We start from the raw sequence: 24,436 nt of genomic DNA on the forward strand, positions 1-24,436 counted from the left end.
CAGTAGCCAAATTCCCTTTGCGAATCGAGTTAGAAGACCGATGACCGAAGTTTGCTTGAATTGAACCATTTTGCAGCTTTTAGACCGATTAAAATTCCTACTGGCAGAAAAGCGGATATACATATTTTAGAAATGATTATTCATAAAACAGAACAAATAATCTTTAATAATTTAAAAGGGGTAAATCTTATTCACTCTAAAAATTGATTGAAAAGATGAAATGGTATTTCACGCTTAATATTCTATTGATTTTATCTTTTTCAGCGTGCCAAACTAGAGAAATAGAGAGTTTAAGATGTTTTAATTCAAAAGAGGATTTCGAAATTTGTATTCCTGTCGGTTGGCCTTATGTTGATAAATCCGACTACTTTCTTATTTCTAAACTGAAAGGTAGCGATGATTTTTTTGCTGTTAATGTTTTCGATAATGGAATTGGAGACCAAATGTTCTACGATTACTTAACAGGATCTCATGAAACATTTTTTGATCCAAATAAGAGATTGACAGATTATTCAATCCACGAGTTTGTTGACAACGGTTTCAGATACCTGTATTCAATCTATGATTATGAACAACAAAATCAGCGTGTGAGATTTATTTCTGTCACATTTAATTCTAATCAGAAATTCTATGACATTTCTATAAGGTTTGATTTAGACAATGAACCGGAATCTGAAGAACTTTTCAGAAAAGTAATTATCCCAAGTATCCAATTGAGAGGAAAAAGTCAATTCGACCCCAATAGATTGCCGAAAGAAATCAACGAAATAACTGTTGATCCTTTAGATAGTTTACTTAGGGTAAAATAATAAATGTCTCAATTTTATAAATTGTTACATATCCTTACCAATACGATCAAACAAAAAGAACTCTCTTTTTAACCAAACAAATCTGAACTCAGATACCGATCTCCTCTATCGCAGGTAATACAAACGATCACTCCTTTGTCCAAGGTTTTGGCAAGCTCGATAGCAGCATAAAGTGCTCCCCCGCTACTCATCCCCGCCAAGATCCCTTCTTCTTTAGCCATTCTTCTGGTCATTTCAGTAGCTTGATCCTGACTGACATCAATCACCTGATCTACTCGAGAAGAATCAAAAATCGCAGGTAAAAACTCTGGAGACCATCTTCTGATTCCTGGGATACTAGATCCATCTGTAGGCTGAGTCCCTACAATTTGAACTTCAGGGTTTTGTTCCTTCAGGTACATGGATACTCCCATGATAGTTCCTGTTGTACCCATAGCGGATACAAAATGAGTGATTTCACCCTTTGTATCATTCCAGATCTCGGGTCCAGTCGTTTTATAATGAGCTAAATAATTATCCGGATTTCCGAATTGATTGAGCATGAAATATCCTTCTTCTTGATTCATCTGCTCAGCCAAAGTTCTTGAGTATTCAATAGTTTTTGCCGCCGGTGTCAAAATCACTTTGGCTCCATAGGCCTCCATAGAAAGTACTCTTTCACGGGTGGAGTTATCAGGCATTATCAAGGTCATATCCAAACCCAAAACCTTTGCTACCATTGCCAAGGCGATCCCTGTATTTCCACTAGTTGCCTCTACCAGTTTATCACCTTTTTTGATTTCACCACGATCCATTGCAGAGCGAAGCATGTTATAGGCAGCTCGATCTTTGACGCTACCCCCTGGATTTTGCCCTTCCATTTTGCAATAGATCTTTACATTGGGATTAGTTGGAATATGCTCCAATTCTACCAAAGGGGTATTTCCGATTAATTCAAATAGCTTCATAAATAATGGATTTAAAAAGTCTTTTCATCCTATATCTGGAACTGGAAAGACTTTTAGAATTTAATAAAAAAGAGAATTAGGACGCTTCGCTTTGATCATTTTTGAATACATAGCGATCTGTCACTTCTGAGTCAGCATGATACATCTGCGACTGATAATAAACTTTCGAACCGGGATCTACTGACTTTGTCAACCAGACATTCCCTCCTATTACGGAGTTTTTGCCGATCACAGTTTTTCCTCCCAAGATGGTTGCTCCAGCATAAATAATCACGTGATCTTCAATAGTGGGATGACGTTTGATATCAGCATCCGCTTTGTCCACACTAAGTGCTCCTAAAGTCACACCCTGATAAACTTTTACATTTTCACCAATTAGAGTTGTTTCACCTATTACCACTCCTGTACCATGATCTATGCAGAAATGCCTCCCAATAGTAGCTCCTGGATGTATGTCAATCCCAGTTCTACTATGTGCAAATTCGGTAATCATTCTAGGAATCAATTGAACTCCTTGAATATGTAACTCATGGGCGATTCGATAGGCTGCTATTGCAAAAAAACCTGGATAAGATCTAATAATCTCTGTCTTGGATTTTGCAGCAGGATCCCCTTCAAACATCGCATCAACATCCCAATGAATCCAGTCAAATATCTTTTCTAATGACTGGAAGAAATCATGGGCAATAACCTTTCCTTCTCGCTCGTGTAACTGAGGGTTTCTTTCCAAAATTGCGGCAAGAGTAAATTCTAGTTCAGAGAATCTTTCAGCAATTTCTTCACGCTCTTTCAGTCTATTTACACTGTATTCCGGGAATATTGTCCCTAACAATTCTTCGAAAAAAGCTTGAATTACCTTAGGAGAAGGGCAATCGGAGCATTGCCTATGAGCATGATAAACTTTATCTATAAAAGAGTCCATATTAAATGGGATTGGATTTCCTATTACATCACAAAACCCAAACGGATCACATAAGGTTCGCTATAGGGTGACCTTTTATTATCGTGAAGTACATTGTATAGGAAAGTGAAATTGGCACCACCTCTTCCACCACCAAAGGGAGCAAAGTATCCTCCTCCTAAGAAAAGTGCATTGGACCATATCCTTTCGAAGCGGTCAGAGACTAAATTGTAATTGTCGAAATTGATGGATTCATATTCACCATGTAGGAATACATTGGGCAATACATTGAACCGATTGAAGAGCCTACCACCATAAGATGATGTTTCTCCGCCGTAATATCTTTTATCATTGAAATACTGATAGGTAAGACCAACACCAGCTGAATATCTCGGTGTGATCATTACTCCTACCAATGGTGAAAAGTCAACCAAAGTAACTGTTCCAAACTGCATCCCAAAATTACCACCATAGTATAGTCTGTCTTTTAGGGAAGTGGAATCAGAATAAATATCTCTTTGAGCCTGGGCTTGGATCCCTACCACAAATAAGAATCCAATAAGGAGTATAAAAAGCTTACTTTTTGACAACAACATACAAGTCCTCCGTTTCTTTTTTCATTAAGTATTTTTCACGGGCAAACTTTTCCAAAAGTTCCGGATTGCTCATCAATTCCTCTCTCTCAGCTTTAATTTTAACTTTTCGCTCTTTATAGAACTCCTTTTGGTCTTCAAGCTGTCCTAGCTTTTGGCTAAGTTTAAATTGGTTGACTACATTATTTGAGTCAATAAAAATCATCCAGGCGAGAAAAAAGAGAGTTACCAATCCGTAAAAATTCCCTCCAAGCTTTAGTAATTTCTTCATATAAAATTGGGTTCTCCTCGAAAGTACAAAAATGGTGCAAAAAAAAGCAGCCTTGAATCAAGGCTGCTTTCAATTTTACTTATCAAATGGAATATTATAAGCTTCCTTTGAATACTGCTGAGTCACCTAATTGCTCTTCTATTCTTAGCAATTGATTGTACTTAGCCATTCTATCAGAACGAGAAGCAGAACCAGTCTTGATTTGTCCTGTGTTCAATGCTACTGCCAAATCAGCGATAGTCGAATCTTCAGTTTCACCGGATCTGTGAGACATTACAGCAGTGAATCCAGCTTTGTGAGCCAAGTTTACAGCGTTGATAGTCTCGGTCAAAGTCCCGATTTGGTTTACTTTGATCAAAATAGAGTTTGCAGATTTCTCCGCGATACCTCTTTCTAGGAACTTCACATTGGTCACGAACAAATCATCGCCTACCAATTGAACTTTGTCACCGATTTTAGCGGTCAACATAGCCCAACCTTCCCAGTCTTCTTCAGCACAACCATCTTCGATAGAATCGATTGGGTATTTTTCAGTCAAAGAAGCCAAGTAATCAACTTGCTCAGCTCTGCTTCTGATCACACCAGTATCTCCTTCAAATTTCTTGTAGTCATAGTTTCCGTCAACGAAGAATTCAGAAGATGCACAGTCCAATGCAATAGTCACATCGTCACCTGCTTTGTAACCAGCTTTTTCGATAGCATCAAGGATACATCCAAGGGCTTCTTCAGTGCCACCAGAGAAATTTGGTGCAAATCCACCCTCATCTCCTACAGCAGTACTCAATCCTTTGTCATGAAGAATTTTCTTCAAGCTATGGAAAATCTCAGTACCCATACGGATAGCCTCAGAGAAGTTTGGAGCACCAACCGGACGGATCATAAACTCTTGGAATGCAATAGGAGCATCAGAGTGAGATCCACCATTGATGATATTCATCATCGGAACTGGAAGGGTATTAGCATTGACACCACCAACGTATCTGTACAAAGGCTGTCCAGATTCCATTGCTGCTGCTTTAGCTACTGCCAAAGAAACACCCAAAATTGCGTTCGCACCTAGTTTACCTTTAGTTGGAGTACCATCCAAGTCAATCATGATCTGGTCAATCATGTTTTGCTCGAATACATCCATCCCTACCAATTCAGGAGCAATCAAATCATTTACATTGGCAACGGCTTTCAATACACCTTTACCCAAATATTTGCTTTTATCTCCATCTCTAAGTTCTACTGCTTCATTTACACCTGTAGAAGCTCCACTAGGAACTGCAGCACGTCCAAAGGCACCATTTTCGGTATACACATCCACCTCTACAGTTGGATTACCTCTTGAATCGAGGATTTGTCTTGCATGAATTGATTGAATCAACGTCATAGTCTAAAAGGTTTATAAAATTAATTTTGGTTTATTAAAGCGATAAAGTCGTCAAAAAGGTAGCGTGAATCATGCGGCCCTGGAGATGACTCTGGGTGATATTGCACTGAAAATGCTGGTTTATTTTTCAATTTTATACCAGCAACTGTATTATCGTTCAGATGAACGTGAGTGATTTCTACATCAGGGTGATTTTCGGAATCTTCTCTCACGATATTGAAACCATGGTTCTGGGAAGTGATTTCACTTTTTCCAGTCAAAAGATTTTTGATCGGGTGATTGATTCCTCTGTGTCCATGGTGCATTTTGTAGGTAGAGATACCAACAGACTCAGCTAAAAGCTGGTGTCCTAGGCAAATTCCAAATACAGGCTTACCGGTGTTTAAGATGTCTTTTACAGTATCAACTGCATATTCCATTACTGCTGGATCACCAGGCCCATTGGAAAGGAAATAAGCATTAGGAGCCCATTCTTCCATTTCAGCCAATTGGGTCTTAGCAGGATATACTTTACAATAAACACCTCTTGAAGCCAAGTTTCTAAGGATGTTCTTTTTGATACCGAAGTCAAGGCAGGCAACTTTAATTGGAGAGCTTTCATCACCATAGAAATAAGGCTCTTGAGTACAGACCTGAGAGGAAAGTTCCAACCCGTTCATATCAGGAAGTTTTTCCAATTCAGCCTTCAAACCTTCCAAGTCACCTTCAAATTCTGAGCTTATGATAGCGTTCATAGCTCCTTGAGATCGGATATGTCTCACCAATTTTCTGGTGTCAATATCTGCTATACCAGTAATTTGGTATTTCACCAAATAATCCTGAAGAGAACCATCCCCATCTAGTCGGGAATAAACTTCAGAGAAACTATTAACTACAATACCCCCGATAGTAGGGTGATCGGATTCTACCTCTTCGTTATCCACACCGTAGTTACCGATGTGAGAAGTAGTAGTGACAATTACCTGACCAGTATAAGAAGGATCTGTGTAGATCTCCTGATAACCAGTCATACCAGTATTGAAACAAATCTCACCCCCATTTGTACCGGGGTTACCAATCAATGAACCGTGGAACACAGTTCCGTCTGCTAGAAGTAAGGTTGCTTTTTGTTTTAACATTTTCGATATAATTGCCCCAAAGTTAAATATTTATTGGGAGGAGGAGGAATGTCTAGGCATAAAAAAAGGATTGAACCAACGCCCAATCCTTTTCAATATTTAAACTGAAATTCAAATTATTATTTTTCTTCAGTTTCAGGAGAATCTGTAGAAGCTTCAGGAGCTTGAGTTTCTTCAGTTTTTGCTTCAACTGCAGGAGAAACAGGAGCTTCTTCTGATTTACCAGAGCTTCTTCTAGATCTTCTAGTAGTTTTCTTAGCTGGCTTAGCTTCTTTCAACATCAATTCGTTGAAATCAACCAATTCGATGATACACATTTCTGCGTTGTCACCCAATCTGAATCCAGTTTTGATGATACGAGTGTATCCACCTGGACGAGTACCAACTTTAGCAATCACTTCACCAAACAAAGCAACGATTGCTTCTTTGTTTTTCAAGTAAGAGAAAGCTACACGTCTGTTGTGAGTAGTATCTTCCTTTGCTCTAGTGATCAAAGGCTCCACATATTTCTTCAATTCTTTTGCCTTGGCAAGCGTGGTAGAGATACGCTTGTGAAGAATTAGGGAAGTAGCCATGTTGGAAAGCATTGATTTCCTATGAGCAGCCTTCCTTCCAAGGTGGTTAAATTTCTTACCGTGTCTCATTTTATTTATTCTTCATCAAGTTTATACTTTGAAATATCCATTCCAAAGGTGAGCCCTTTTTCCTGAATCAACTGCTCCAATTCAGCTAGGGATTTCTTACCGAAGTTTCTGAATTTCATCATATCAGAAATTTCAAGCTTGGCAAGATCACCCAATGTCTTCACGTCAGCAGCTTTCAAGCAGTTGAAAGCACGGACGGAAAGATCCAAATCGCTTAGAGAAGTCTTCAACAATTTTCTCATGTGAAGGAACTCTTCGTCGATTGGCTCTGGCTCAGCGACACCTGTAGAGTCAAGTACCATAGTCTGATCAGAGAATAGCATGAAGTGCTGGATCAAGATTTTTGCAGATTCTTGAAGGGCTTTCTCAGGGTGGATAGAACCATCTGTAGAAACCTCAAGGATCAATTTCTCGAAGTCAGTTTTTTGCTCAACACGGGTATTTTCTACGCTATACTTCACGTTTTTGATTGGCGTGAAAATGGCATCGATGGCGATTTGCCCAAATACCTGCTCTTTTGGTTTGGATTCTTCAGCTGGTAGATAACCTCTTCCTTTTTCCACAACCAATTCGATTTCGAAGGTTTTGGTTTCATCGATGTGACAGATCACTTGATCTGGATTCAACACCTCGAAAGAAGAAGTGAACTTCGCAATGTCCCCGGCAGTGAAAACTGACTGGTCTTTCACCTCCACAGTGATTTTACCGTCAAATGCTTCGTGCACCTTCTTGAATCTCACTTGCTTCAGGTTCAAAATAATGTCAGTAACATCCTCCACTACCCCATCAATGGTAGAAAACTCATGCACTACTCCAGGTATTTTGATGGAAGTGATGGCATAACCCTCCAAGGATGAAAGCAAAATTCTTCTCAGGGCGTTACCGATAGTAACTCCATAGCCTTTTTCTAGTGGTTTGAACGTAAACAAGCCATGGAAGTCATCGGCTTTCTCCATCACCACTTTTTCGGGCATTTGAAATGCTAGTATGGACATATATCTTGTTCTTTGTTTAAAAGCTGAAAATAGTAAATATTACTTAGAGTATAGTTCGACGATGAGCTGCTCCTTGATATTTTCTGGAATATCATCTCTAGAAGGCACACTGACGAATTTGCCGGACAAGGAAGCACCATCCCACTCTAACCAGGAATATTTGTTGGCACCTCTACCAGCTAAGCTATTGGTAATAGCTTCCAAAGACTTGGAACGCTCTCTTACTGAAACCACATCACCTGGCTTCAAGATGTAAGAAGGAATGTTCACTACTTCACCGTTAACAAGAATATGCTTGTGAGCTACCAATTGTCTTGCACCTCTTCTAGTAGGGGAAACTCCCATTCTATATACGGTGTTGTCCAATCTAGCTTCTAGCAATTGAAGAAGGTTTTCACCTGTGATACCTTGCTTTCTGGAAGCGATATCAAACATTTTGGCAAATTGTCTCTCCAATACTCCGTAGATGTATTTAGCTTTTTGCTTTTCAGCAAGCTGGATCGCATATTCTGATTGCTTCTTTCTTCTTCCACGACCGTGTTGTCCCGGAGGATAGTTTTTCTTTTGAAGCGCTTTGCTATGTCCTTCGATAGCCTCGCCAAACTTACGGGCGATCTTTGCTTTTGGACCTCTATATCTAGCCATTCTGTTACAATTTTTTGATTAAACTCTTCTACGCTTAGGAGGACGACAGCCGTTGTGAGGCATTGGAGTCACATCAACAATAGTAGTCACGTCCAATCCAACATTTTGTAAAGTTCTGATCGCAGATTCACGACCAGCACCTGGACCTTTTACGAATACTTCGATTTTTCTCAAACCTAAGTCGTAGGCAACCTGTCCGCAGTTTTGAGCGGCCATCTGTGCAGCGTAAGGAGTGTTTTTCTTAGAACCTCTGAAACCCATTTTACCGGCAGAAGCCCAAGAGATTACTTGTCCCGCATTATTGGTAATAGAGATAATGATATTATTGAAGGAAGCTCTGATGTGAGCTTGTCCTACCGCTTCTACCTTTACTACTCTTTTTTTACCTTTAGCTTTATCGTTTCTTTTCTGAGCCATAATCTAATTCAGGTTTTATTTAGTTGCCTTCTTCTTGTTAGCAACAGTCTTTCTCTTACCCTTCCTTGTTCTGGCGTTGTTCTTGGTATGCTGACCACGAACTGGAAGTCCTTTTCTGTGTCTCAAACCTCTATAACAACCAATATCCATTAGTCGCTTGATGTTCAATTGGATCTCTGACTTCAGGACACCTTCGGTTCTGAATTCTTCGGCAATAATATTACGGATAGCGGTTGACTCATCGTCTGACCACTCACCTGCTTTTTTGTCGAAGGAGATACCGGCTTTGCTCAGGATCGCCTTGGCGGAGCTTCTTCCAATTCCGAAGATATAGGTAAGCCCGATTTCGCCACGCTTATTGTCTGGTATGTCTACACCTGCAATTCTAGCCATAATCTTAACCTTGTCTTTGTTTAAACTTAGGATTCTTCTTATTGATGACGTAAAGTTTTCCTTTTCTTCTGATCACCTTACAGTCAGCACTTCTCTTTTTGATAGATGCTTTAACTTTCATATCAGTCTATTTATATCGATATACTATTCTGCCTTTTGTCAAGTCATAGGGAGAAAGCTCTAATTTGACGCGATCTCCAGGAAGGATCTTGATGTAATTCATCCTCATTTTACCGGAAATATGCGCAATCAATTGATGTCCATTCTCCAGTTCCACTTTAAACATGGCGTTTGACAACGCTTCCGTAATGGTTCCGTCTTGTTCTATTGATGTTTGTTTTGCCATCTTAGAATTTAAAATTCTCTTCTATGTACTTGTGTGAGGTTAATACCTCAGTTCTATCTTCGAAAATCGCTACTGTATGCTCATAATGGGCTGAAGGTTTTCTATCCGAAGTCCGGATTGTCCATCCATCCCGCTCTTGGACTATATTTCTAGATCCAAGATTGATCATGGGCTCAATTGCAATTACCATCCCTGCCTTTAACAGAGGACCACTCCCCTTTTTACCATAATTGGGTACTTCTGGAGATTCATGCAAGTTTTTTCCTAATCCGTGTCCAACCAATTCTCTGACTACAGTATAGCCTTTGGCTTCTACGAATTTTTGGATTGCATTTCCAATGTCACCAATACGGTTGCCAAAAATTGCCTTTTCGATTCCTAAGTAAAGAGAATCTTTAGTGGCTCTAAGTAAATCTATAACAGGAGTGGAAACTTCACCGACAGGGTAAGTATAAGCGGAATCGCTATGAAAACCTTGGTGAAAGACTCCACAATCTACTGAGATTATATCGCCATCTTTCAATTCATATTTGCTAGGAAATCCATGAACAACTACTTCATTCACAGAAATACAGAGAGAAGCAGGGAAGCCATTGTATCCTTTAAAGGAAGGAACTCCGCCATTATCCCTGATAAACTCTTCAGCAATTTTATCTAGGTGAGAGGTCTTTACCCCTACCTTGATATGTTTGGCTACTTCCCCATGGGCTTTCGCCAAAATATCAGCACTTTCTTTTATTTTCTGAACCTCTTCTAAGGTCTTATAATGAATCATCTTAAGCTACTTGGTAATTAGAAGGATTATTCTTCATATTACCAGACTTCATCATTCCTTCGTAATGTCTCATCAAAAGATAACTTTCGATTTGACGAAGTGTATCCATGATCACCCCTACCATAATCAATAGAGATGTACCACCATAAAACTGAGCGAATTCACCACCGACACCGGCAATAATTGCCAAAGCAGGAAGAATCGCTACAGCTGCCAAAAGAACAGATCCTGGCAAAGTGATTCTGGAAATGATACCGTCAATAAAGTCTGCAGTTGGAGCACCTGGTTTGATACCCGGAACAAAACCACCATTTCTCTTCATATCCTCAGCAATTTGCTCAGGGTTCACTGTGATAGCAGTGTAGAAGAATGTGAAGATGATGATCATAGCTGCAAACAATAAGTTATACTGCCAAGAAGTGAAATCGGAGAAAGTGGTACCGATGTAGTTAGCAATGTCATTTTCGCTTGCCCAGATCTGAGCGATCAAAGCCGGAACGAACATCAATGATTGAGCAAAGATAATAGGCATTACACCAGAGGCATTCACTTTAATAGGAATGTACTGACGTTGTCCACCATAAACTTTACCCCCAACTACTTGCTTTGCGTACTGAACAGGGATTCTTCTTGTAGCTTCAGTCAATGCAACAACACCAACAACAACGAAGAACAATACCGCTGCTTCAATCAACAATAGCAACAATCCACCAGAACCTTTTTCTAATACTTCAGCAATAATAGCTCCTGGGAAACGGGAGATGATCCCAATCATGATCAGCATAGAGATACCGTTTCCGATACCTTTCTCAGTAATTTTTTCGCCCAACCACATGCAGAACATGGTACCTGCGGAAAGCAACACTAAAGAGCTGAACATGAATAAGGAAGTACTCACCATCACTGCACCAGTTGGAAGGATTGTAGCGGTTACATAACCGATACCCTGCGCAATGGTGATCAAAATAGTAAGTACACGGGTAATCTGGTTGATTCTTTTACGACCAGATTCCCCTTCCTTTTGCATTTTTTGAAAGTAGGGTACTCCGACAGTCAACAGTTGCAACACAATGGAAGCAGAGATATATGGCATGATACCTAGTCCGAAGATGGATGCATTACTGAAAGCACCACCCAAGAAAGTATCGATCAAGCCGAAAATCCCCTCAGGAGCCCCTGTCAATTTTGAAGGATCAACCCCTGGAAGAACTACGTAAGAACCCAATCTGAATATGATCAGGAAACCGACCGTGTTCAGGATTCTAACTCGAAGATCTTCTATCGAGAAAATATTCTTAACTGTCGAAATAAACTTTTTCATTTAATTAAATCTTGTTTACCGAACCACCCGCTTTTTCAATGGCAGCGATAGCGCTGGCAGAGAAGTTATGAGCAGTTACTGCTACTTTGGAACTCAATTCACCTCCGCCCAAAATCTTGATTTTGTCGTTTTTAGAAGCGATTCCGTGAGAAACGAAAGCATCCAAATCGATGGTCTCAAGATTGTAAGTTGCTGCAAGGTTTTGCAAGGTATCCAAATTTACCGGTTTGAACTCAACTCTGTTAAAGCTTTTGAAACCAAATTTAGGAACTCTTCTTTGAAGTGGCATTTGCCCACCTTCAAAACCTAATTTAGTTTTATAACCGGATCTTGATTTAGCTCCTTTATGACCTCTTGTAGAAGTACCACCTCTACCGGATCCAGGACCACGACCAATACGCTTACGGTTCTTGGTTGATCCCTCAGCTGGTTGTAATGTATGCAGTTTCATAATTAAGCTTCCTCCACTTTTACAAGGTGACTAACTTTATTAACCATACCAGCAATCTGAGGAGTTTTTTCAACTTCTACAGTTTTGTTGATTTTACCAAGACCCAAAGCTGTGATAGTAGCTTTTTGATCTTTTGGACGGTCAATAACAGATTTGGTTTGTGTGATTTTGATCTTAGCCATGATGATTATCCATTAAAAACTTTAGACATTTTCACACCTCTCTGCTGAGAAACAGAGATAGCATCTCTTAGTTGCATCAATGCATCGATAGTAGCTTTCACTACGTTGTGAGGGTTAGAAGAACCTTTTGACTTCGCCAATACGTCAGTCACACCGGCAGATTCTAACACTGCACGCATCGCACCACCAGCAATTACACCGGTACCGGCAGCAGCAGGCTTGATCAAAACAAAACCTCCACCAAATTTTCCAATTTGCTCGTGAGGGATAGTTCCTTTCAAAACTGGTACTTTTACCAAGTTTTTCTTAGCGTCTTCGATGCCTTTAGTGATAGCATCAGTTACTTCATTGGCTTTACCCAATCCGTAACCTACTACACCATTACCATCTCCTACTACTACAATCGCAGAAAAAGAGAATCTTCTACCACCTTTAACCACTTTGGCTACACGGTTGATAGCTACTACTTTTTCTTTTAATTCTGTATCTGTAGCCCTAATAGGCTTTTTTCTTAGTTGAGACATGCTGATTAAAATTTAAGGCCTCCCTCTCTGGCACCATCTGCCAAAGCTTTCACATTTCCGTGATACAAGTAGCCATTTCTGTCAAATACTACCTCGCTAACACCATTGGCAACGGCTCTTTCAGCAAGCTTTTTGCCCACTTCTTTAGAGACAGATACGTTGGCGTTTTCTTTAGCACCCAACTCTTTGGAGGATGCCTGAGCCAATGTATGACCTTTAAGGTCATCCACCAACTGTGCATAGATGCCAGTATTACTTTTGAATACTGACAAACGTGGTCTGGAATCGGTACCGGAGATCTTTCTGCGGATACCCTGCTTGATTCTAAGTCTTCTGGAATTCTTATTAAATGCCATAACCTATTATTTTTTACCGGCAGTTTTACCAGCCTTACGTCTAACTTGTTCACCAACGAAGCGTACACCTTTACCTTTGTAAGGTTCGATCTTACGAAGAGATCTGATTTTGGCAGCTACTTGTCCAATCAATTCTTTGTCGATAGACTCCAAAGTGATGATTGGGTTCTTTCCTTTAGCAGTTTCAGCTTTCACAGCTACATCTGCAGGAAGTGCGAAGAAAATGTTATGAGAGTAACCCAAAGACAATTCAAGAACCTGTCCTTGGTTTGCCGCCTTATAACCCACACCAACAAGCTCCAATTCTTTCTTGAAACCTTCAGATACTCCGATCACCATATTGTTGATCAGAGCTCTGTAAAGTCCATGCATAGACTTGTGTCTTTTTGAGTCGGTAGGTCTAGAAACAACGATTTCGTTGCCCTCCACTTTCACCTCAATATCAGGATTCACATCCTGGCTGAGTGTACCCTTTGGACCTTTAACAGTCACTACACCTTTTGTAGCAACGTCTACAGTAACACCGCTGGGTAGATTTATTGGTTTTTTACCTATTCTTGACATGATAGTAAATTAATATACGTAGCAAAGTACTTCGCCCCCGATACCTTCGGTGCGGGCTTCTTTGTCAGTCATTACCCCTTTTGAGGTCGAAACTACAGCGATACCCAAACCATTGATTACTCTAGGTAGCTCATTGTGTTTCGCATATTTTCTTAAACCTGGCGTACTAACACGCTTCAAGCTCACGATAGCATTTTGCTTAGTAGTAGGATTGTACTTCAAAGCGATCTTGATAGTGCCTTGAGGTCCATTCTCCTCGAACTTGTAGTTCTGGATGTATCCTTTGTCATGCAATACTTTAGTGATCTCCTTCTTGATGTTAGAAGCAGGTATCTCGACGATTCTGTGAGAAGCCTTGATGGCATTTCTCAATCTAGTTAGATAATCGGCTATTGGATCAGTCATGATATTATATAGTCTAGCTGCACCCGTTTTGGGCGTGCAAAGTTACGAATTGATTTTTTAAATAAAAACTACTGTCGTTATTTTACCAGCTGGACTTAGTCACTCCCGGGATTTTGCCTGCTGAGGCCATTTCACGGAAGGTTACCCTGTTGATACCAAACTTTCTCATGTAGCCTTTAGGACGACCAGTAAGCTTACATCTGTTGTGAAGTCTTACCGGAGAAGCGTTCTTTGGCAATTTGTCAAGGGCCTCATAATCACCAGCTGCTTTCAGCTCAGCTCTTTTTTGGGCATACTTGGCTACCAGACGTTCTCTTTTTCTCTCGCGAGCTTTGATGGACTCTCTTGCCATGATTATTCTTGATTATTTTTGTTAACGAACGGCATTCCGAAAGCCTTCAACAATGCGAAGCTTTCTTCGTCAGAATTTGCGGTGGTCACAAATGTGATATCCATACCGGAGATTCTGTTTACTTTCTCAATAGAGATCTCTGGGAAAATGATTTGCTCTGTTACACCCAAAGAGTAGTTACCTCTACCATCGAATCCTTTGTCAGAGATTCCTTTGAAGTCACGAACACGTGGAAGTGCCACGGTCATCAATCTGTCAAGGAATTCATACATTTTAGATCCTCTCAAAGTAACTTTAGCTCCGATAGGCATTCCTTCTCTCAACTTAAAGTTGGAAACAGAAGTCTTTGCTTTAGTAGCTACTGCTCTTTGGCCAGTGATCAAAGAAAGCTCTTCCACACCCTGGTCAACCAATTTCTTGTCAGCCACAGCAGCACCGATACCTTTGTTCAAGACAATTTTCTCCAACTTAGGTACTTGCATTACGGAAGAATACTGGAATTTCTCTTTCAAAGCAGGAACGATATCGTTCACATACTTATCTTTCATTCTAGGATTAGCCATTGATCACCTCCCCTGTTTTCTTAGAGTATCTTACTAATTTACCATTGTCACCTGCCTTGCGACCAGTTCTGGTAGCTTCACCAGTTTTAGGATCTACAAGCATCAGGTTACTGATATGTACTGGAGCTTCTTTCTTTTCGATTCCACCTTGAGGCTTAGCAGCGGTAGGTTTCACGTGCTTAGTCACGATGTTAACACCTTCTACAAACGCTCTGTTTTTAGCAGTATCTACAGAAAGAACAGTTCCTGTTTTTCCTTTGTCATCACCTGCGATCACCTTCACGGTGTCTCCGGTTTTGATATGCAACTTTTGTTGCTTGTTGAATTTTCTTTCCATGATTACAATACTTCAGGGGCCAAAGAAACGATTTTCATAAACTGCTTCTCTCTCAACTCTCTGGCAACTGGCCCGAAGATACGAGTACCTCTAGGCTCATCGTTGTTGTTCAACAAGACAGCAGCGTTGTCTTCAAATCTGATGTAAGATCCGTCTTTACGTCTTACTTCTTTTTTGGTTCTTACGATAACCGCTCTTGAAACGGTACCTTTTTTCATGTTGCTGGAAGATAGGGCTGACTTTACAGTCACGACAACTTTATCACCGATAGAAGCATATCGCTTTTTAGTTCCTCCCAATACGCGGATGACCAATACCTCTTTGGCACCGGAGTTGTCCGCCACACTTAGTCTGGATTCTTGCTGTATCATGATTACTTAGCCCTTTCTATAATTTCAACTAATCTCCAACGCTTGTTCTTACTCAGCGGACGAGTTTCGCTAATTTTAACGAGGTCGCCTTCGTTACACTCGTTTTTCTCGTCATGAGCCATAAATTTGGTAGTCTTGGCAACGAATTTACCATAGATCCCGTGCTTAACTCTACGTTCCACGGCTACAGTAATGGATTTATCCATCTTGTTGCTTACGACTTTACCAATTCTTTCTTTACGAAGATTTCTTTCGATCGTAGCCATTTTCTTTTCTGTTAGCTATTATTTCGCAGCCAATGCAGTCTTCAATCTTGCGATCAGACGCTTGGTCTCGCGGATTCTGTTAGGATTCTCAATAGGAGAAATTGAGTGAGCAAACTGTAGCTTGCTCAGGTTCGTTTTCTCAGCGCTGATTTTCTCAGCGATTTCACTTGCGGAAAGTGAAAGGATCTCTGTATTTTTCATAGTTCCTAATTATTCTGCGTAGTCTCTACGAACAACAAAATTGGTACTAACTGGAAGTTTCTGCTGAGCCAATCTCAAAGCTTCTTTTGCAGTCTCCATAGATACACCAGTAGCTTCGAAGAGGATGGTTCCTGGCTTGATAACTGCTACCCAATACTCAGGAGCACCTTTACCTTTACCCATACGTACTTCAGCAGGCTTCTTGGTGATAGGTTTGTCAGGGAAAATTCTGATCCAAACCTGTCCTTCTCTTTTCATTGCTCTTGTCATGGCGATACGAGCTGCTTCGATCTGACGAGAGGTGATCCATCCTGCTTCAAGGGATTTGATGCCAAAGTTGCCAAAAGAAAGCGTATGCCCTCTTTGTGCGATGCCTTTGACACGGCCCTTATGCATTTTTCTATATTTAGTTCTTTTCGGCTGTAACATGATTTCTCACTTATCGGTGAAAATTAGTTATTTCTTTTTCTACGTCTTGGACCACCGTCTCTCTTAGGACCAGCGTTTCTCCCGCCCTTAGGCTCGTTAGCTGCACCTTGATTTGGAGACAAGTCTCTCTTACCGTACACTTCACCTTTGAAGATCCATACTTTGATTCCGATGATTCCGTAAACTGTCAAAGCTTCGGAGATCGCATAATCAATGTCTGCTCTCAATGTGTGAAGAGGAATTCTTCCTTCTTTGTACATTTCAGAACGTGCCATTTCGGCACCGCCCAATCGACCAGAAAGTTTAACTTTGATTCCTTCTGCTCCCACTCTCATGGATGCTGCAATGGCTTGTTTCATTGCTCTACGGAAGGATATTCTAGCCTGAAGCTGCTGAGCGATAGACTCACCAACCAATTTGGCATCCAATTCAGGTCTTTTGATTTCAAAGATGTTGATTTGAATGTCTTTGCTGGTAAGCTTCTTAAGCTCTTCTTTAAGCTTATCTACTTCGGCTCCACCTTTACCAATAACTACACCTGGACGAGCGGTATGAATGGTAAGTGTGATTCTCTTAAGCGTACGCTCAATGATCACCTTAGCAATCCCACCCTTAGGAATTCTGGCAAGGACGTACTTACGGATTTTTTGATCTTCGTGTAGTTTTTCAGCAAAGTCTTTTCCTCCGTACCAGTTGGAATCCCAGCCTTTGACTACACCAAGTCTAAATCCTATTGGGTTGATCTTTTGTCCCATAGTCTGTTCTTAATTTGCCTTTTCGTTTGTTTCTACTACATCAGCGGTAACTTCTTCAGCGTTGAATGCATCAACTACTAGAGTTACATGATTGGATCTCTTGCGGATTCTATGACCACGACCTTGAGGAGCAGGTCTCAATCTCTTAAGAGATCTACCTTCGTCCACCATGACGGTTTTGATATATAGATCAGCTTCCTCAAGCTTTGCATCTGGGTTTTTAGCTTGCCAGTTGGCAACCGCAGAAAGAAGAAGTTTTTCCAATTTAATGGATCCATGATTTGGAGTAAACTTCAATATGCTCAATGCCAATCCCACTCTTTTGCCTCTGACCAAGTCAGCTACAAGACGCATTTTGCGTGGAGAGGTAGGAACGTTATTTAATCTTGCTACTGCTTCCATGATTATCTCTTTCCTTTATCTTTTTTGGCAATGTGGCCTCTGAAATTTCTGGTAGGAGCAAATTCACCTAGCTTGTGACCTACCATGTTGTCTGTTACAAATACCGGGATAAACTTGTTTCCGTTATGCACAGCGAAGGTATGTCCTACGAAATCTGGAGAAATCATAGATCTTCTTGACCAAGTCTTGATGACAGATTTCTTTCCTGATTCGTTCTGAGCGTCCACTTTCTTTACCAGGTGATGCTCGATATAAGGACCTTTTTTTAATGAACGTGCCATAATTATTTAGATCTTTTGCTAACGATGAACTTGTTTGAATACTTTTTAGGTGATCTGGTTTTCTTACCTTTAGACAATAGACCCTTACGAGATCTAGGATGTCCACCGGAAGATCTACCTTCACCACCACCCATTGGGTGATCGACTGGGTTCATAGCCACACCTCTTGTACGAGGTCTAACACCAAGCCATCTCTTACGACCGGCTTTACCCAATACCACGTTCATATGGTCACCATTGGATACAGTACCAATAGTTGCCATACAGTTACCCAATATAAGTCTCATCTCTCCGGATGGAAGTTTGATGGTCACATATTTACCCTCACGAGCAACAATCTGTGCATATCCACCAGCACTTCTTACCATTGCAGCACCTTTTCCTGGCTTCATCTCAATACAGTGTACAATTGTACCCATTGGGATGCTTGACATGTGCATTGCGTTACCCACTTCAGGAGCAACTTGCTCTCCGGAAATCACTGTTTGTCCTACTTGCAAACCTTCCGGGGCGATAATGTAGGCTTTAGCACCATCAGCGTAATAAAGTAGGGCTAGACGTGCTGTTCTATTTGGATCGTACTCAATTGCCTTTACGGTAGCAGGTACACCAAACTTATTTCTTTTGAAGTCTACAATTCTTAGTCTTCTCTTATGACCACCACCCATATAGCGAGCGGTCATTTTGCCTTCATTATTTCTACCGCCTGACTTCTTGATAGGAGCAAGAAGAGATTTCTCTGGTTTTGACGCAGTGATCTCGTCAAAAGCAGGAGCCACTCTAAATCTTGTTCCTGGAGTTACAGGCTTCAACTTTTTAATTGCCATGATATTGATTCAATTAAATTTCTCCGTAAAAATCAATTACCTCTCCATCAGCTACTTCTACGATTGCTTTCTTGAAAGCATTGGTAAAGCCTGATACGATTCTTGTCTTGGTGTATCTTGTCTTATGCTTCGCAGCATATCTCATGGTACGTACTGATACCACTTTCACACCGTATGCTTTTTCTACAGCATTCTTGATTTCTGGTTTCTTCGCAGTTTTCTCTACGATGAATCCATAAACGCCTTTTTCGTTCATGGCAGAAATCTTCTCTGTAATCAAAGGCTGCTTTAGAATATCCATTGTCTTATTTCGATAAAATGGTTTCCAATTTACTTACAGATCCTTCGCAAAGAACCAAATGGTCTGCGTTAAGAAGCTGGTAAGTATTTACATCATTTACAGTGACAACTTTCGCTTTTGGAAGGTTTCTGCTGGATAGGTAAACGTTTTTGTTGTCTTCAGGAAGAACCAACAGCGTCTTCTTATCGGATAGCGCCAATCCATTAAGCAATGCCAGATAAGCTTTTGTCTTTGGAGCATCAAATGCAAGATTTTCCAATACTGACAAGCTGTTGTCTTTCACTTTGTAAGAAAGCGCAGATTTTCTAGCAAGTTGTTTTACTTTTTTATTCAATTTGAAGGAGTAGTTTCTTGGTCTAGGACCGAAAACTCTACCTCCGCCTCTGAAAAGTGGAGACTTCAAAGATCCAGCTCTGGCACCACCGGTACCTTTTTGCTTTTTGATCTTCTTAGTAGATCCAGCAATTTCATTTCTTTCTTTAGACTTATGAGTACCTTGTCTCTGATTCGCTAGGTACTGCTTTACATCCAGATAGATCGCATTGTCATTTGGCTCGATCGCGAAGATCTCATCAGACAACTGCACTTTTCTTCCGGTGTCTTCTCCTTTTTGATTGATTACTGCTAATTCCATGGCTTACTTCTCTAGAATTACATAAGAATTTTTTGGACCTGGTACTGAACCGGACACTAGAAGGAGATTTTGCTCAGGATAAACCTTCAATACTCTAAGGTTCAATACTTTCACTCTATCACCACCAGTTCTTCCAGCCATTCTCATACCCTTGAATACTCGGGATGGCCAAGAACATGCACCAATGGAACCTGGGTGTCTTTGTCTGTTGTGCTGACCGTGAGTTTGTCCACCCACACCACCAAAACCATGACGCTTCACTACACCTTGGAAGCCTTTACCTTTAGAAGTACCGATAGCATCTACGAAGTCACCTTCAATAAACACTTCTCCGGCCTTCACCGTAGCTCCTAGATCTACCTGGCCTTCAAACTCGACCCGGAAATCACGGAACTCAACAACTTTTTGCTTTGGCGTGGTGCCGGCCTTTTTAAAATGACCAATCAACGGCTTAGGAGTGTTTTTCTCCTTTCGCTCACCATAAGCCAACTGCACTGCGTTGTACCCGTCTGTTTCAACGTTTTTTACTTGCGTCACTACGCAAGGACCAGCTTCTATTAGCGTGCATGCGACGTTACGCCCATCGGCACTGAAAATGCTAGTCATTCCTACTTTTTTACCTATAATACCAGACATCTTTTTTAAGATAATTTGATAATCCACAAGCGTTTATGCGCTTGGGCCCTTTTTAAGGACTGCAAAGTTACTGAAATAAAATTCTGCAACAAATCCCAACTCCTATATTTTCAAACATTTAGCAAATATTTCCTTTGGAATCGGGCATTATTTGAGGGGATTTTTAAAGGATTCATTTACAAATCCCAAAAAAACAAAAGACCTGCAGGGTAATGCAGGCCTTTTGATATATGAAATTTCAGGTTTTGTCAAACCTTGATCTCTACGTCAACTCCACTTGGAAGCTCGATTTTCATCAAAGCATCTACAGTTTTAGAAGAGTTAGAGTAGATATCTACCAATCGCTTGTAAGTACAAAGCTGATACTGGTCTCTAGCTTTTTTGTTTACGTGTGGGGATTTCAACACAGTAAACTTTTCTTTCTTAGTTGGCAATGGAATTGGTCCCACTACAACTGCACCAGTTGCTTTTACAGCTTTTACAATCTTCTCTGATGACTTATCCACCAGGCTATGATCGTATGATTTTAGTTTTATTCTGATTTTCTGATTCATCGCAAATATTGATTAGTCTTTCTGACCTTTTACGTTAGCAATTACTCCCTCAGCTATGTTGTTAGGAACAGGCTCATAGTGAGAGAATGTCAAAGATGCAGTTGCTCTACCGGAAGAGATGGTTCTCAAATCGGTAATGTAACCGAACAACTCAGACAAAGGTACAGCAGCTTTGATTACGGATGAAGTACCTTTGGTATCCATACCTTTCATCAAACCTCTTCTTCTGTTCAAGTCACCGGTAATAGGACCAGTGTACTCATCAGGAGTCACAACGTCTACAGACATAATTGGCTCTAGCAATTGTGGTCTACACTTCTTAGCAGCTTCTTTGAAACCAATTCTTGCAGCTAATTCGAAAGAAAGAGCATCTGAATCGACATCGTGGAAAGATCCGTGGAACAATCTAACTTTCATAGACTCAACAGGGTAACCTGCCAAAGGTCCATTTTTCATAGATTCTGCGAAACCTTTCTGGATAGCAGGGATAAATTCTTTAGGAATCACACCACCAACGATACCATTTACAAAGTCAAGTCCTGGCTTGATTTCACCTGTTTCAGGATCTGCATCCTTAGGACCCAATTCAAATACGATATCCGCAAATTTACCTTTACCACCAGACTGCTTCTTGTAAACTTCTTTGTGTTCGATAGAACCAAACAAAGCTTCTTTATAAGCAACCTGAGGAGCACCTTGGTTGATTTCTACTTTGAATTCACGCTTCAATCGGTCGATGATGATATCCAAGTGAAGTTCACCCATACCTCTCAAGATGGTCTGACCAGTTTCATGATCAGTGTTTACTTGAAGAGTTGGATCTTCTTCTACCAATTTAGCGATCGCCATACCAAGCTTGTCAACGTCCGCCTGAGTCTTAGGCTCAATAGCGTAACCGATTACAGGCTCAGGGAAGATCATGGATTCAAGAACTACCTTACGGTTTTCAGCACAAAGGGTATCCCCTGTTTTGATATCTTTAAATCCTACAACCGCACCAATATCACCAGCTCTCAAAGCTTCGATTTGGTTTTGCTTGTTAGCGTGCATCTGGAATACTCTGGAGATACGCTCCTTGTTTCCAGAACGGCTATTGAAGATGTAAGAACCAGATTCCAAAACTCCAGAATACGCTCTTACGAAGCAAAGTCTACCCACGAATGGGTCTGTTGCGATTTTAAATGCCAAACCTGCAAATGGCTCGTCTTCATTAGGAGCGATTACTACATCTTTCTCCTCATCGTTCAAGTCATGAGCAATGATGTTATCCTTGTCAAGTGGAGAAGGAAGCAATTCCATCACCAAGTCAAGCATGGTTTGAACACCTTTGTTTTTGAAAGAAGATCCACATACCATAGGGACAATTTTCATGTCGATGGTAGCCGCTCTCAAAGCAGCCAAGATCTCTTCTTCAGTGATTGAGTCTGGATCCTCGAAGTATTTTTCCATCAAAGACTCGTCATACTCAGCGACAGCTTCAAGCAAATGCTCTCTCCACTGCTCAACTTCTTCAAGCATGTCTTCAGGAATAGGAACTTCGTTGAAAGTCATTCCCATATCTTCTTCGTTCCAAACGATAGCTCTGTTGTTGATCAAATCAACAACTCCTTTGAATTTGTCTTCAGCCCCGATAGGGATTTGCAAAGGCACTGCGTAGCTTCCTAGCATTTCCTTCACCTGCTTACAAACTTCAAGGAAGTTCGCACCAGCACGGTCCATTTTGTTAACGAATCCGATACGTGCTACTTTATAGTTATCAGCCAAACGCCAGTTGGTCTCAGACTGAGGCTCTACACCGTCCACAGCACTGAACAGGAAAACCAAGCCGTCCAATACACGAAGGGAACGGTTTACCTCTACGGTAAAGTCAACGTGCCCTGGGGTATCGATGATGTTGATCTGATATTTTTGGTCTCTGTAGTTCCAGAACACGGTAGTTGCAGCAGAAGTAATGGTGATACCTCTTTCTTGCTCCTGGGCCATCCAGTCCATGGTAGCTGCTCCATCGTGAACCTCACCGATTTTGTGAGATACACCAGAATAAAAAAGAATACGCTCAGTGGTAGTAGTTTTACCGGCATCAATGTGAGCTGCGATACCGATGTTTCTGGTATATTTTAAGTCTCTTTTAGCCATCCTAATTAAAATCTAAAGTGAGAGAATGCTTTGTTAGCTTCAGCCATTCTGTGCGTATCATCTTTTTTCTTCACAGCAGCACCTTCACCTTTGGCAGCTGCGATGATTTCGCCAGCAAGTCTGTCCATCATGGTCTTCTCACCTCTTTTACGAGCGTAGGTGATCATCCACTTGATTCCAAGGGCCATCTTTCTCTCTGGTCTGACTTCCATTGGAACTTGGAATGTAGCACCACCAACTCTACGACTCTTCACCTCAACGGATGGAGCAATATTGTTAAGCGCTTTTTTCCAAACCTCAAGACCATTCTCACCCACCTTTGATTCTACTTTTTCGATTGCATCGTAGAAAATGGTGTAAGCAATACTCTTCTTCCCGTCATACATAAGACTGTTTACAAACTTAGTCACCAAGGTATCATTGAACTTGGGATCAGGAAGAATATATCTCTTCTTTGGTTTCGCTTTTCTCATTTTTTCTTAAATGTTTTTGATTACTTTTTGGCTGGAGCAGCCTTAGGTCTTTTAGCACCGTACTTGGAGCGACCTTGCTTACGGTCTTTTACTCCGGCAGTATCCAATGCACCGCGGATGATGTGATATCTTACACCTGGTAGATCCTTCACACGACCACCTCTGATCAATACGATTGAGTGCTCTTGTAGATTGTGACCTTCACCTGGAATGTAAGCATTCACTTCTTTTCCATTTGTCAATCTCACCCTTGCAACCTTTCTCATAGCTGAGTTAGGCTTCTTAGGGGTAGTAGTGTACACTCTGGTACAAACCCCTCTTCGCTGAGGACATGCGTCCAAAGCTCTTGATTTAGATTTGGTTTCCAGTGTTGTTCTACCTTTTCTTACTAACTGTTGAATAGTAGGCATTAACTGATAAAATTTAGTTTTCCTGTAAACTGTTAAATTTTGGACTGCAAAGGTAAACAAAGTAATAAGACGAACAAAATTAAGTAGTTATATTTTTGTTACGCTTCTCCCGGAGTCCCAAAAGACATTGGGAATTGAGGAGTCTCTCCACTTTGATTTATTTTGCCAAAAGCTGCTTCATATTTTTCAACATTGTCCTTCAAAGCAGCTAGTAATCTCTTGGCATGATCCGGAGTTACGATAATTCTGGATTTAACTTTTGCCTTGGGCACGCCTGGCATCAATCGAATAAAATCAATCACAAATTCAGAATTGGAATGGGCGATCATCGCCAAATTAGAATAAACTCCCTCTGCTACTTCTTCGGAAAGTTCTACATTGATCTGTTGATCAGGAATTTTATGTCCTTTTTCGTCACTCATATTTTGATGGATTAAAAAAGGCCTGTACGAATACAGGCCTTTCAATTATAAAAT

General features: G+C 40.8%; 41 protein-coding genes. 1 reads left to right on the forward strand and 40 read right to left on the reverse strand.

All coding sequences use genetic code 11. The features are described 5' to 3' along the window. The first annotated feature begins 215 nt into the window (after positions 1-215). Positions 216-809: a hypothetical protein gene (locus tag O0V13_RS06775; RefSeq protein ID WP_268034242.1), complete on the forward strand. Its 594-nt coding sequence runs from the start codon at positions 216-218 to the stop codon at positions 807-809. 68 nt (positions 810-877) lie between these two features. On the opposite strand, the gene cysM is transcribed toward O0V13_RS06775, so the two are convergent. The 40 genes from cysM to O0V13_RS06975 form a co-directional block, all read right to left on the reverse strand. Further along, positions 878-1,756 carry a cysteine synthase CysM gene (gene cysM, locus O0V13_RS06780; RefSeq protein WP_268034243.1) on the reverse strand — a complete coding sequence of 293 codons (879 nt, stop codon included), beginning with the start codon at positions 1,754-1,756 and terminating at the stop codon, positions 878-880. A gap of 76 nt (positions 1,757-1,832) precedes the next feature. Then, entirely contained in the window at positions 1,833-2,678 is an 846-nt protein-coding gene (locus tag O0V13_RS06785) for a serine O-acetyltransferase (protein ID WP_268034244.1), read from the reverse strand. A 23-nt stretch (positions 2,679-2,701) separates the two neighbouring features. Next, on the reverse strand, positions 2,702-3,253 hold the full coding sequence (locus tag O0V13_RS06790) for a hypothetical protein (protein ID WP_268034245.1): 552 nt from the start codon (positions 3,251-3,253) through the stop codon (positions 2,702-2,704). Beyond that, positions 3,234-3,521, reverse strand: coding sequence for an FtsB family cell division protein (locus tag O0V13_RS06795; RefSeq protein WP_073572796.1), 288 nt, complete (start codon positions 3,519-3,521; stop codon positions 3,234-3,236). Before O0V13_RS06795 ends, O0V13_RS06790 begins: the two co-directional genes overlap by 20 nt. 94 nt (positions 3,522-3,615) lie before the next feature. After that, complete coding sequence (eno, locus tag O0V13_RS06800; protein WP_073572795.1) at positions 3,616-4,896, reverse strand: phosphopyruvate hydratase; 1,281 nt, start codon at positions 4,894-4,896, stop codon at positions 3,616-3,618. A gap of 20 nt (positions 4,897-4,916) precedes the next feature. Next, the gene (carA, locus tag O0V13_RS06805) at positions 4,917-6,014 is read right to left on the reverse strand and encodes a glutamine-hydrolyzing carbamoyl-phosphate synthase small subunit (RefSeq protein WP_268034246.1); all 1,098 of its coding nucleotides are present in this window, start codon (positions 6,012-6,014) and stop codon (positions 4,917-4,919) included. Between the two features lie 119 nt (positions 6,015-6,133). After that, the gene (gene rplQ, locus O0V13_RS06810) at positions 6,134-6,658 is read right to left on the reverse strand and encodes a 50S ribosomal protein L17 (protein WP_268034247.1); all 525 of its coding nucleotides are present in this window, start codon (positions 6,656-6,658) and stop codon (positions 6,134-6,136) included. Positions 6,659-6,663: 5 nt separating this feature from the next. Beyond that, positions 6,664-7,653 carry a DNA-directed RNA polymerase subunit alpha gene (locus tag O0V13_RS06815; RefSeq protein WP_073572792.1) on the reverse strand — a complete coding sequence of 330 codons (990 nt, stop codon included), beginning with the start codon at positions 7,651-7,653 and terminating at the stop codon, positions 6,664-6,666. A 39-nt stretch (positions 7,654-7,692) separates the two neighbouring features. Next, a complete protein-coding gene (gene rpsD, locus O0V13_RS06820) occupies positions 7,693-8,298 on the reverse strand; it encodes a 30S ribosomal protein S4 (protein WP_268034248.1) in 606 nt (201 codons plus the stop codon). Between the two features lie 18 nt (positions 8,299-8,316). Next, a complete protein-coding gene (gene rpsK, locus O0V13_RS06825) occupies positions 8,317-8,715 on the reverse strand; it encodes a 30S ribosomal protein S11 (RefSeq protein ID WP_268034249.1) in 399 nt (132 codons plus the stop codon). Positions 8,716-8,730: 15 nt separating this feature from the next. Beyond that, positions 8,731-9,108, reverse strand: coding sequence for a 30S ribosomal protein S13 (rpsM, locus tag O0V13_RS06830; RefSeq protein ID WP_268034250.1), 378 nt, complete (start codon positions 9,106-9,108; stop codon positions 8,731-8,733). 4 nt (positions 9,109-9,112) lie between these two features. After that, complete coding sequence (gene ykgO, locus O0V13_RS06835) at positions 9,113-9,229, reverse strand: type B 50S ribosomal protein L36 (RefSeq protein ID WP_009053196.1); 117 nt, start codon at positions 9,227-9,229, stop codon at positions 9,113-9,115. Positions 9,230-9,235: 6 nt separating this feature from the next. Continuing rightward, positions 9,236-9,454 carry a translation initiation factor IF-1 gene (infA, locus tag O0V13_RS06840; RefSeq protein ID WP_026953285.1) on the reverse strand — a complete coding sequence of 73 codons (219 nt, stop codon included), beginning with the start codon at positions 9,452-9,454 and terminating at the stop codon, positions 9,236-9,238. A 1-nt stretch (position 9,455) separates the two neighbouring features. Next, a complete protein-coding gene (gene map, locus O0V13_RS06845; protein WP_268034251.1) occupies positions 9,456-10,229 on the reverse strand; it encodes a type I methionyl aminopeptidase in 774 nt (257 codons plus the stop codon). 1 nt (position 10,230) lies between these two features. Further along, positions 10,231-11,550 (reverse strand): preprotein translocase subunit SecY, encoded by a 1,320-nt coding sequence (gene secY, locus O0V13_RS06850; protein ID WP_268034252.1) that lies wholly within the window; start codon positions 11,548-11,550, stop codon positions 10,231-10,233. Positions 11,551-11,554: 4 nt separating this feature from the next. Beyond that, entirely contained in the window at positions 11,555-12,001 is a 447-nt protein-coding gene (gene rplO / locus O0V13_RS06855; protein ID WP_073572787.1) for a 50S ribosomal protein L15, read from the reverse strand. 2 nt (positions 12,002-12,003) lie between these two features. Then, entirely contained in the window at positions 12,004-12,183 is a 180-nt protein-coding gene (gene rpmD / locus O0V13_RS06860) for a 50S ribosomal protein L30 (protein WP_073572786.1), read from the reverse strand. Positions 12,184-12,188: 5 nt separating this feature from the next. Continuing rightward, positions 12,189-12,707 (reverse strand): 30S ribosomal protein S5, encoded by a 519-nt coding sequence (rpsE, locus tag O0V13_RS06865; protein WP_026956463.1) that lies wholly within the window; start codon positions 12,705-12,707, stop codon positions 12,189-12,191. Positions 12,708-12,712: 5 nt separating this feature from the next. Continuing rightward, complete coding sequence (rplR, locus tag O0V13_RS06870; RefSeq protein ID WP_073572785.1) at positions 12,713-13,063, reverse strand: 50S ribosomal protein L18; 351 nt, start codon at positions 13,061-13,063, stop codon at positions 12,713-12,715. 6 nt (positions 13,064-13,069) lie between these two features. Continuing rightward, a complete protein-coding gene (rplF, locus tag O0V13_RS06875) occupies positions 13,070-13,627 on the reverse strand; it encodes a 50S ribosomal protein L6 (RefSeq protein ID WP_268034253.1) in 558 nt (185 codons plus the stop codon). Between the two features lie 9 nt (positions 13,628-13,636). Continuing rightward, positions 13,637-14,032: a 30S ribosomal protein S8 gene (gene rpsH, locus O0V13_RS06880; RefSeq protein WP_268034254.1), complete on the reverse strand. Its 396-nt coding sequence runs from the start codon at positions 14,030-14,032 to the stop codon at positions 13,637-13,639. 82 nt (positions 14,033-14,114) lie between these two features. Next, on the reverse strand, positions 14,115-14,384 hold the full coding sequence (rpsN, locus tag O0V13_RS06885; protein WP_268034255.1) for a 30S ribosomal protein S14: 270 nt from the start codon (positions 14,382-14,384) through the stop codon (positions 14,115-14,117). Between the two features lie 2 nt (positions 14,385-14,386). Next, positions 14,387-14,947, reverse strand: coding sequence for a 50S ribosomal protein L5 (gene rplE / locus O0V13_RS06890; protein WP_268034256.1), 561 nt, complete (start codon positions 14,945-14,947; stop codon positions 14,387-14,389). Beyond that, complete coding sequence (gene rplX, locus O0V13_RS06895) at positions 14,940-15,284, reverse strand: 50S ribosomal protein L24 (protein WP_268034257.1); 345 nt, start codon at positions 15,282-15,284, stop codon at positions 14,940-14,942. The genes rplE and rplX overlap by 8 nt, the downstream gene beginning before the upstream one ends. Before the next feature lie 2 nt (positions 15,285-15,286). Further along, positions 15,287-15,655, reverse strand: coding sequence for a 50S ribosomal protein L14 (rplN, locus tag O0V13_RS06900; protein WP_026956456.1), 369 nt, complete (start codon positions 15,653-15,655; stop codon positions 15,287-15,289). Positions 15,656-15,657: 2 nt separating this feature from the next. Further along, on the reverse strand, positions 15,658-15,921 hold the full coding sequence (rpsQ, locus tag O0V13_RS06905; protein ID WP_073572779.1) for a 30S ribosomal protein S17: 264 nt from the start codon (positions 15,919-15,921) through the stop codon (positions 15,658-15,660). An 18-nt stretch (positions 15,922-15,939) separates the two neighbouring features. Then, positions 15,940-16,122, reverse strand: coding sequence for a 50S ribosomal protein L29 (gene rpmC, locus O0V13_RS06910; protein ID WP_073572778.1), 183 nt, complete (start codon positions 16,120-16,122; stop codon positions 15,940-15,942). A gap of 9 nt (positions 16,123-16,131) precedes the next feature. After that, positions 16,132-16,551, reverse strand: coding sequence for a 50S ribosomal protein L16 (rplP, locus tag O0V13_RS06915; RefSeq protein WP_268034258.1), 420 nt, complete (start codon positions 16,549-16,551; stop codon positions 16,132-16,134). A gap of 23 nt (positions 16,552-16,574) precedes the next feature. Further along, positions 16,575-17,306, reverse strand: coding sequence for a 30S ribosomal protein S3 (gene rpsC / locus O0V13_RS06920; protein WP_026956452.1), 732 nt, complete (start codon positions 17,304-17,306; stop codon positions 16,575-16,577). 9 nt (positions 17,307-17,315) lie between these two features. After that, positions 17,316-17,708: a 50S ribosomal protein L22 gene (rplV, locus tag O0V13_RS06925; protein ID WP_268034259.1), complete on the reverse strand. Its 393-nt coding sequence runs from the start codon at positions 17,706-17,708 to the stop codon at positions 17,316-17,318. 2 nt (positions 17,709-17,710) lie between these two features. Next, positions 17,711-17,989, reverse strand: coding sequence for a 30S ribosomal protein S19 (gene rpsS / locus O0V13_RS06930; RefSeq protein WP_026956450.1), 279 nt, complete (start codon positions 17,987-17,989; stop codon positions 17,711-17,713). Between the two features lie 2 nt (positions 17,990-17,991). Beyond that, positions 17,992-18,816, reverse strand: coding sequence for a 50S ribosomal protein L2 (rplB, locus tag O0V13_RS06935; protein ID WP_268034260.1), 825 nt, complete (start codon positions 18,814-18,816; stop codon positions 17,992-17,994). Positions 18,817-18,829: 13 nt separating this feature from the next. Further along, a complete protein-coding gene (gene rplW / locus O0V13_RS06940; RefSeq protein WP_073572773.1) occupies positions 18,830-19,117 on the reverse strand; it encodes a 50S ribosomal protein L23 in 288 nt (95 codons plus the stop codon). A 4-nt stretch (positions 19,118-19,121) separates the two neighbouring features. After that, complete coding sequence (rplD, locus tag O0V13_RS06945; RefSeq protein WP_268034261.1) at positions 19,122-19,751, reverse strand: 50S ribosomal protein L4; 630 nt, start codon at positions 19,749-19,751, stop codon at positions 19,122-19,124. 3 nt (positions 19,752-19,754) lie between these two features. Then, on the reverse strand, positions 19,755-20,387 hold the full coding sequence (rplC, locus tag O0V13_RS06950; RefSeq protein ID WP_268034262.1) for a 50S ribosomal protein L3: 633 nt from the start codon (positions 20,385-20,387) through the stop codon (positions 19,755-19,757). A 248-nt stretch (positions 20,388-20,635) separates the two neighbouring features. Further along, positions 20,636-20,941, reverse strand: coding sequence for a 30S ribosomal protein S10 (gene rpsJ, locus O0V13_RS06955; protein ID WP_024284766.1), 306 nt, complete (start codon positions 20,939-20,941; stop codon positions 20,636-20,638). A gap of 12 nt (positions 20,942-20,953) precedes the next feature. Beyond that, entirely contained in the window at positions 20,954-23,077 is a 2,124-nt protein-coding gene (gene fusA / locus O0V13_RS06960; protein ID WP_268034263.1) for an elongation factor G, read from the reverse strand. Positions 23,078-23,082: 5 nt separating this feature from the next. Beyond that, positions 23,083-23,550 carry a 30S ribosomal protein S7 gene (rpsG, locus tag O0V13_RS06965; RefSeq protein WP_073572770.1) on the reverse strand — a complete coding sequence of 156 codons (468 nt, stop codon included), beginning with the start codon at positions 23,548-23,550 and terminating at the stop codon, positions 23,083-23,085. A 20-nt stretch (positions 23,551-23,570) separates the two neighbouring features. After that, positions 23,571-23,960: a 30S ribosomal protein S12 gene (gene rpsL, locus O0V13_RS06970; RefSeq protein WP_009183384.1), complete on the reverse strand. Its 390-nt coding sequence runs from the start codon at positions 23,958-23,960 to the stop codon at positions 23,571-23,573. A gap of 98 nt (positions 23,961-24,058) precedes the next feature. Further along, positions 24,059-24,382, reverse strand: a complete 324-nt coding sequence (locus O0V13_RS06975) for a DUF3467 domain-containing protein (RefSeq protein ID WP_268034264.1) — start codon at positions 24,380-24,382, stop codon at positions 24,059-24,061. Between the last annotated feature and the right edge of the window lie 54 nt (positions 24,383-24,436).

This window comes from Algoriphagus sp. PAP.12 (assembly GCF_026652115.1).
In the GTDB taxonomy this organism is placed as follows: Bacteria; Bacteroidota; Bacteroidia; order Cytophagales; family Cyclobacteriaceae; genus Algoriphagus.

Coding starts and splice junctions, on each gene's coding strand:
- O0V13_RS06775 (WP_268034242.1), top strand. CDS start 216: ATGAAATGGTATTTCACGCTTAATATTCTATTGATTTTATCTTTTTCA.
- cysM (WP_268034243.1), bottom strand. CDS start 1,756: ATGAAGCTATTTGAATTAATCGGAAATACCCCTTTGGTAGAATTGGAG.
- O0V13_RS06785 (WP_268034244.1), bottom strand. CDS start 2,678: ATGGACTCTTTTATAGATAAAGTTTATCATGCTCATAGGCAATGCTCC.
- O0V13_RS06790 (WP_268034245.1), bottom strand. CDS start 3,253: ATGTTGTTGTCAAAAAGTAAGCTTTTTATACTCCTTATTGGATTCTTA.
- O0V13_RS06795 (WP_073572796.1), bottom strand. CDS start 3,521: ATGAAGAAATTACTAAAGCTTGGAGGGAATTTTTACGGATTGGTAACT.
- eno (WP_073572795.1), bottom strand. CDS start 4,896: ATGACGTTGATTCAATCAATTCATGCAAGACAAATCCTCGATTCAAGA.
- carA (WP_268034246.1), bottom strand. CDS start 6,014: ATGTTAAAACAAAAAGCAACCTTACTTCTAGCAGACGGAACTGTGTTC.
- rplQ (WP_268034247.1), bottom strand. CDS start 6,658: ATGAGACACGGTAAGAAATTTAACCACCTTGGAAGGAAGGCTGCTCAT.
- O0V13_RS06815 (WP_073572792.1), bottom strand. CDS start 7,653: ATGTCCATACTAGCATTTCAAATGCCCGAAAAAGTGGTGATGGAGAAA.
- rpsD (WP_268034248.1), bottom strand. CDS start 8,298: ATGGCTAGATATAGAGGTCCAAAAGCAAAGATCGCCCGTAAGTTTGGC.
- rpsK (WP_268034249.1), bottom strand. CDS start 8,715: ATGGCTCAGAAAAGAAACGATAAAGCTAAAGGTAAAAAAAGAGTAGTA.
- rpsM (WP_268034250.1), bottom strand. CDS start 9,108: ATGGCTAGAATTGCAGGTGTAGACATACCAGACAATAAGCGTGGCGAA.
- ykgO (WP_009053196.1), bottom strand. CDS start 9,229: ATGAAAGTTAAAGCATCTATCAAAAAGAGAAGTGCTGACTGTAAGGTG.
- infA (WP_026953285.1), bottom strand. CDS start 9,454: ATGGCAAAACAAACATCAATAGAACAAGACGGAACCATTACGGAAGCG.
- map (WP_268034251.1), bottom strand. CDS start 10,229: ATGATTCATTATAAGACCTTAGAAGAGGTTCAGAAAATAAAAGAAAGT.
- secY (WP_268034252.1), bottom strand. CDS start 11,550: ATGAAAAAGTTTATTTCGACAGTTAAGAATATTTTCTCGATAGAAGAT.
- rplO (WP_073572787.1), bottom strand. CDS start 12,001: ATGAAACTGCATACATTACAACCAGCTGAGGGATCAACCAAGAACCGT.
- rpmD (WP_073572786.1), bottom strand. CDS start 12,183: ATGGCTAAGATCAAAATCACACAAACCAAATCTGTTATTGACCGTCCA.
- rpsE (WP_026956463.1), bottom strand. CDS start 12,707: ATGTCTCAACTAAGAAAAAAGCCTATTAGGGCTACAGATACAGAATTA.
- rplR (WP_073572785.1), bottom strand. CDS start 13,063: ATGGCATTTAATAAGAATTCCAGAAGACTTAGAATCAAGCAGGGTATC.
- rplF (WP_268034253.1), bottom strand. CDS start 13,627: ATGTCAAGAATAGGTAAAAAACCAATAAATCTACCCAGCGGTGTTACT.
- rpsH (WP_268034254.1), bottom strand. CDS start 14,032: ATGACTGATCCAATAGCCGATTATCTAACTAGATTGAGAAATGCCATC.
- rpsN (WP_268034255.1), bottom strand. CDS start 14,384: ATGGCAAGAGAGTCCATCAAAGCTCGCGAGAGAAAAAGAGAACGTCTG.
- rplE (WP_268034256.1), bottom strand. CDS start 14,947: ATGGCTAATCCTAGAATGAAAGATAAGTATGTGAACGATATCGTTCCT.
- rplX (WP_268034257.1), bottom strand. CDS start 15,284: ATGGAAAGAAAATTCAACAAGCAACAAAAGTTGCATATCAAAACCGGA.
- rplN (WP_026956456.1), bottom strand. CDS start 15,655: ATGATACAGCAAGAATCCAGACTAAGTGTGGCGGACAACTCCGGTGCC.
- rpsQ (WP_073572779.1), bottom strand. CDS start 15,921: ATGGCTACGATCGAAAGAAATCTTCGTAAAGAAAGAATTGGTAAAGTC.
- rpmC (WP_073572778.1), bottom strand. CDS start 16,122: ATGAAAAATACAGAGATCCTTTCACTTTCCGCAAGTGAAATCGCTGAG.
- rplP (WP_268034258.1), bottom strand. CDS start 16,551: ATGTTACAGCCGAAAAGAACTAAATATAGAAAAATGCATAAGGGCCGT.
- rpsC (WP_026956452.1), bottom strand. CDS start 17,306: ATGGGACAAAAGATCAACCCAATAGGATTTAGACTTGGTGTAGTCAAA.
- rplV (WP_268034259.1), bottom strand. CDS start 17,708: ATGGAAGCAGTAGCAAGATTAAATAACGTTCCTACCTCTCCACGCAAA.
- rpsS (WP_026956450.1), bottom strand. CDS start 17,989: ATGGCACGTTCATTAAAAAAAGGTCCTTATATCGAGCATCACCTGGTA.
- rplB (WP_268034260.1), bottom strand. CDS start 18,816: ATGGCAATTAAAAAGTTGAAGCCTGTAACTCCAGGAACAAGATTTAGA.
- rplW (WP_073572773.1), bottom strand. CDS start 19,117: ATGGATATTCTAAAGCAGCCTTTGATTACAGAGAAGATTTCTGCCATG.
- rplD (WP_268034261.1), bottom strand. CDS start 19,751: ATGGAATTAGCAGTAATCAATCAAAAAGGAGAAGACACCGGAAGAAAA.
- rplC (WP_268034262.1), bottom strand. CDS start 20,387: ATGTCTGGTATTATAGGTAAAAAAGTAGGAATGACTAGCATTTTCAGT.
- rpsJ (WP_024284766.1), bottom strand. CDS start 20,941: ATGAATCAGAAAATCAGAATAAAACTAAAATCATACGATCATAGCCTG.
- fusA (WP_268034263.1), bottom strand. CDS start 23,077: ATGGCTAAAAGAGACTTAAAATATACCAGAAACATCGGTATCGCAGCT.
- rpsG (WP_073572770.1), bottom strand. CDS start 23,550: ATGAGAAAAGCGAAACCAAAGAAGAGATATATTCTTCCTGATCCCAAG.
- rpsL (WP_009183384.1), bottom strand. CDS start 23,960: ATGCCTACTATTCAACAGTTAGTAAGAAAAGGTAGAACAACACTGGAA.
- O0V13_RS06975 (WP_268034264.1), bottom strand. CDS start 24,382: ATGAGTGACGAAAAAGGACATAAAATTCCTGATCAACAGATCAATGTA.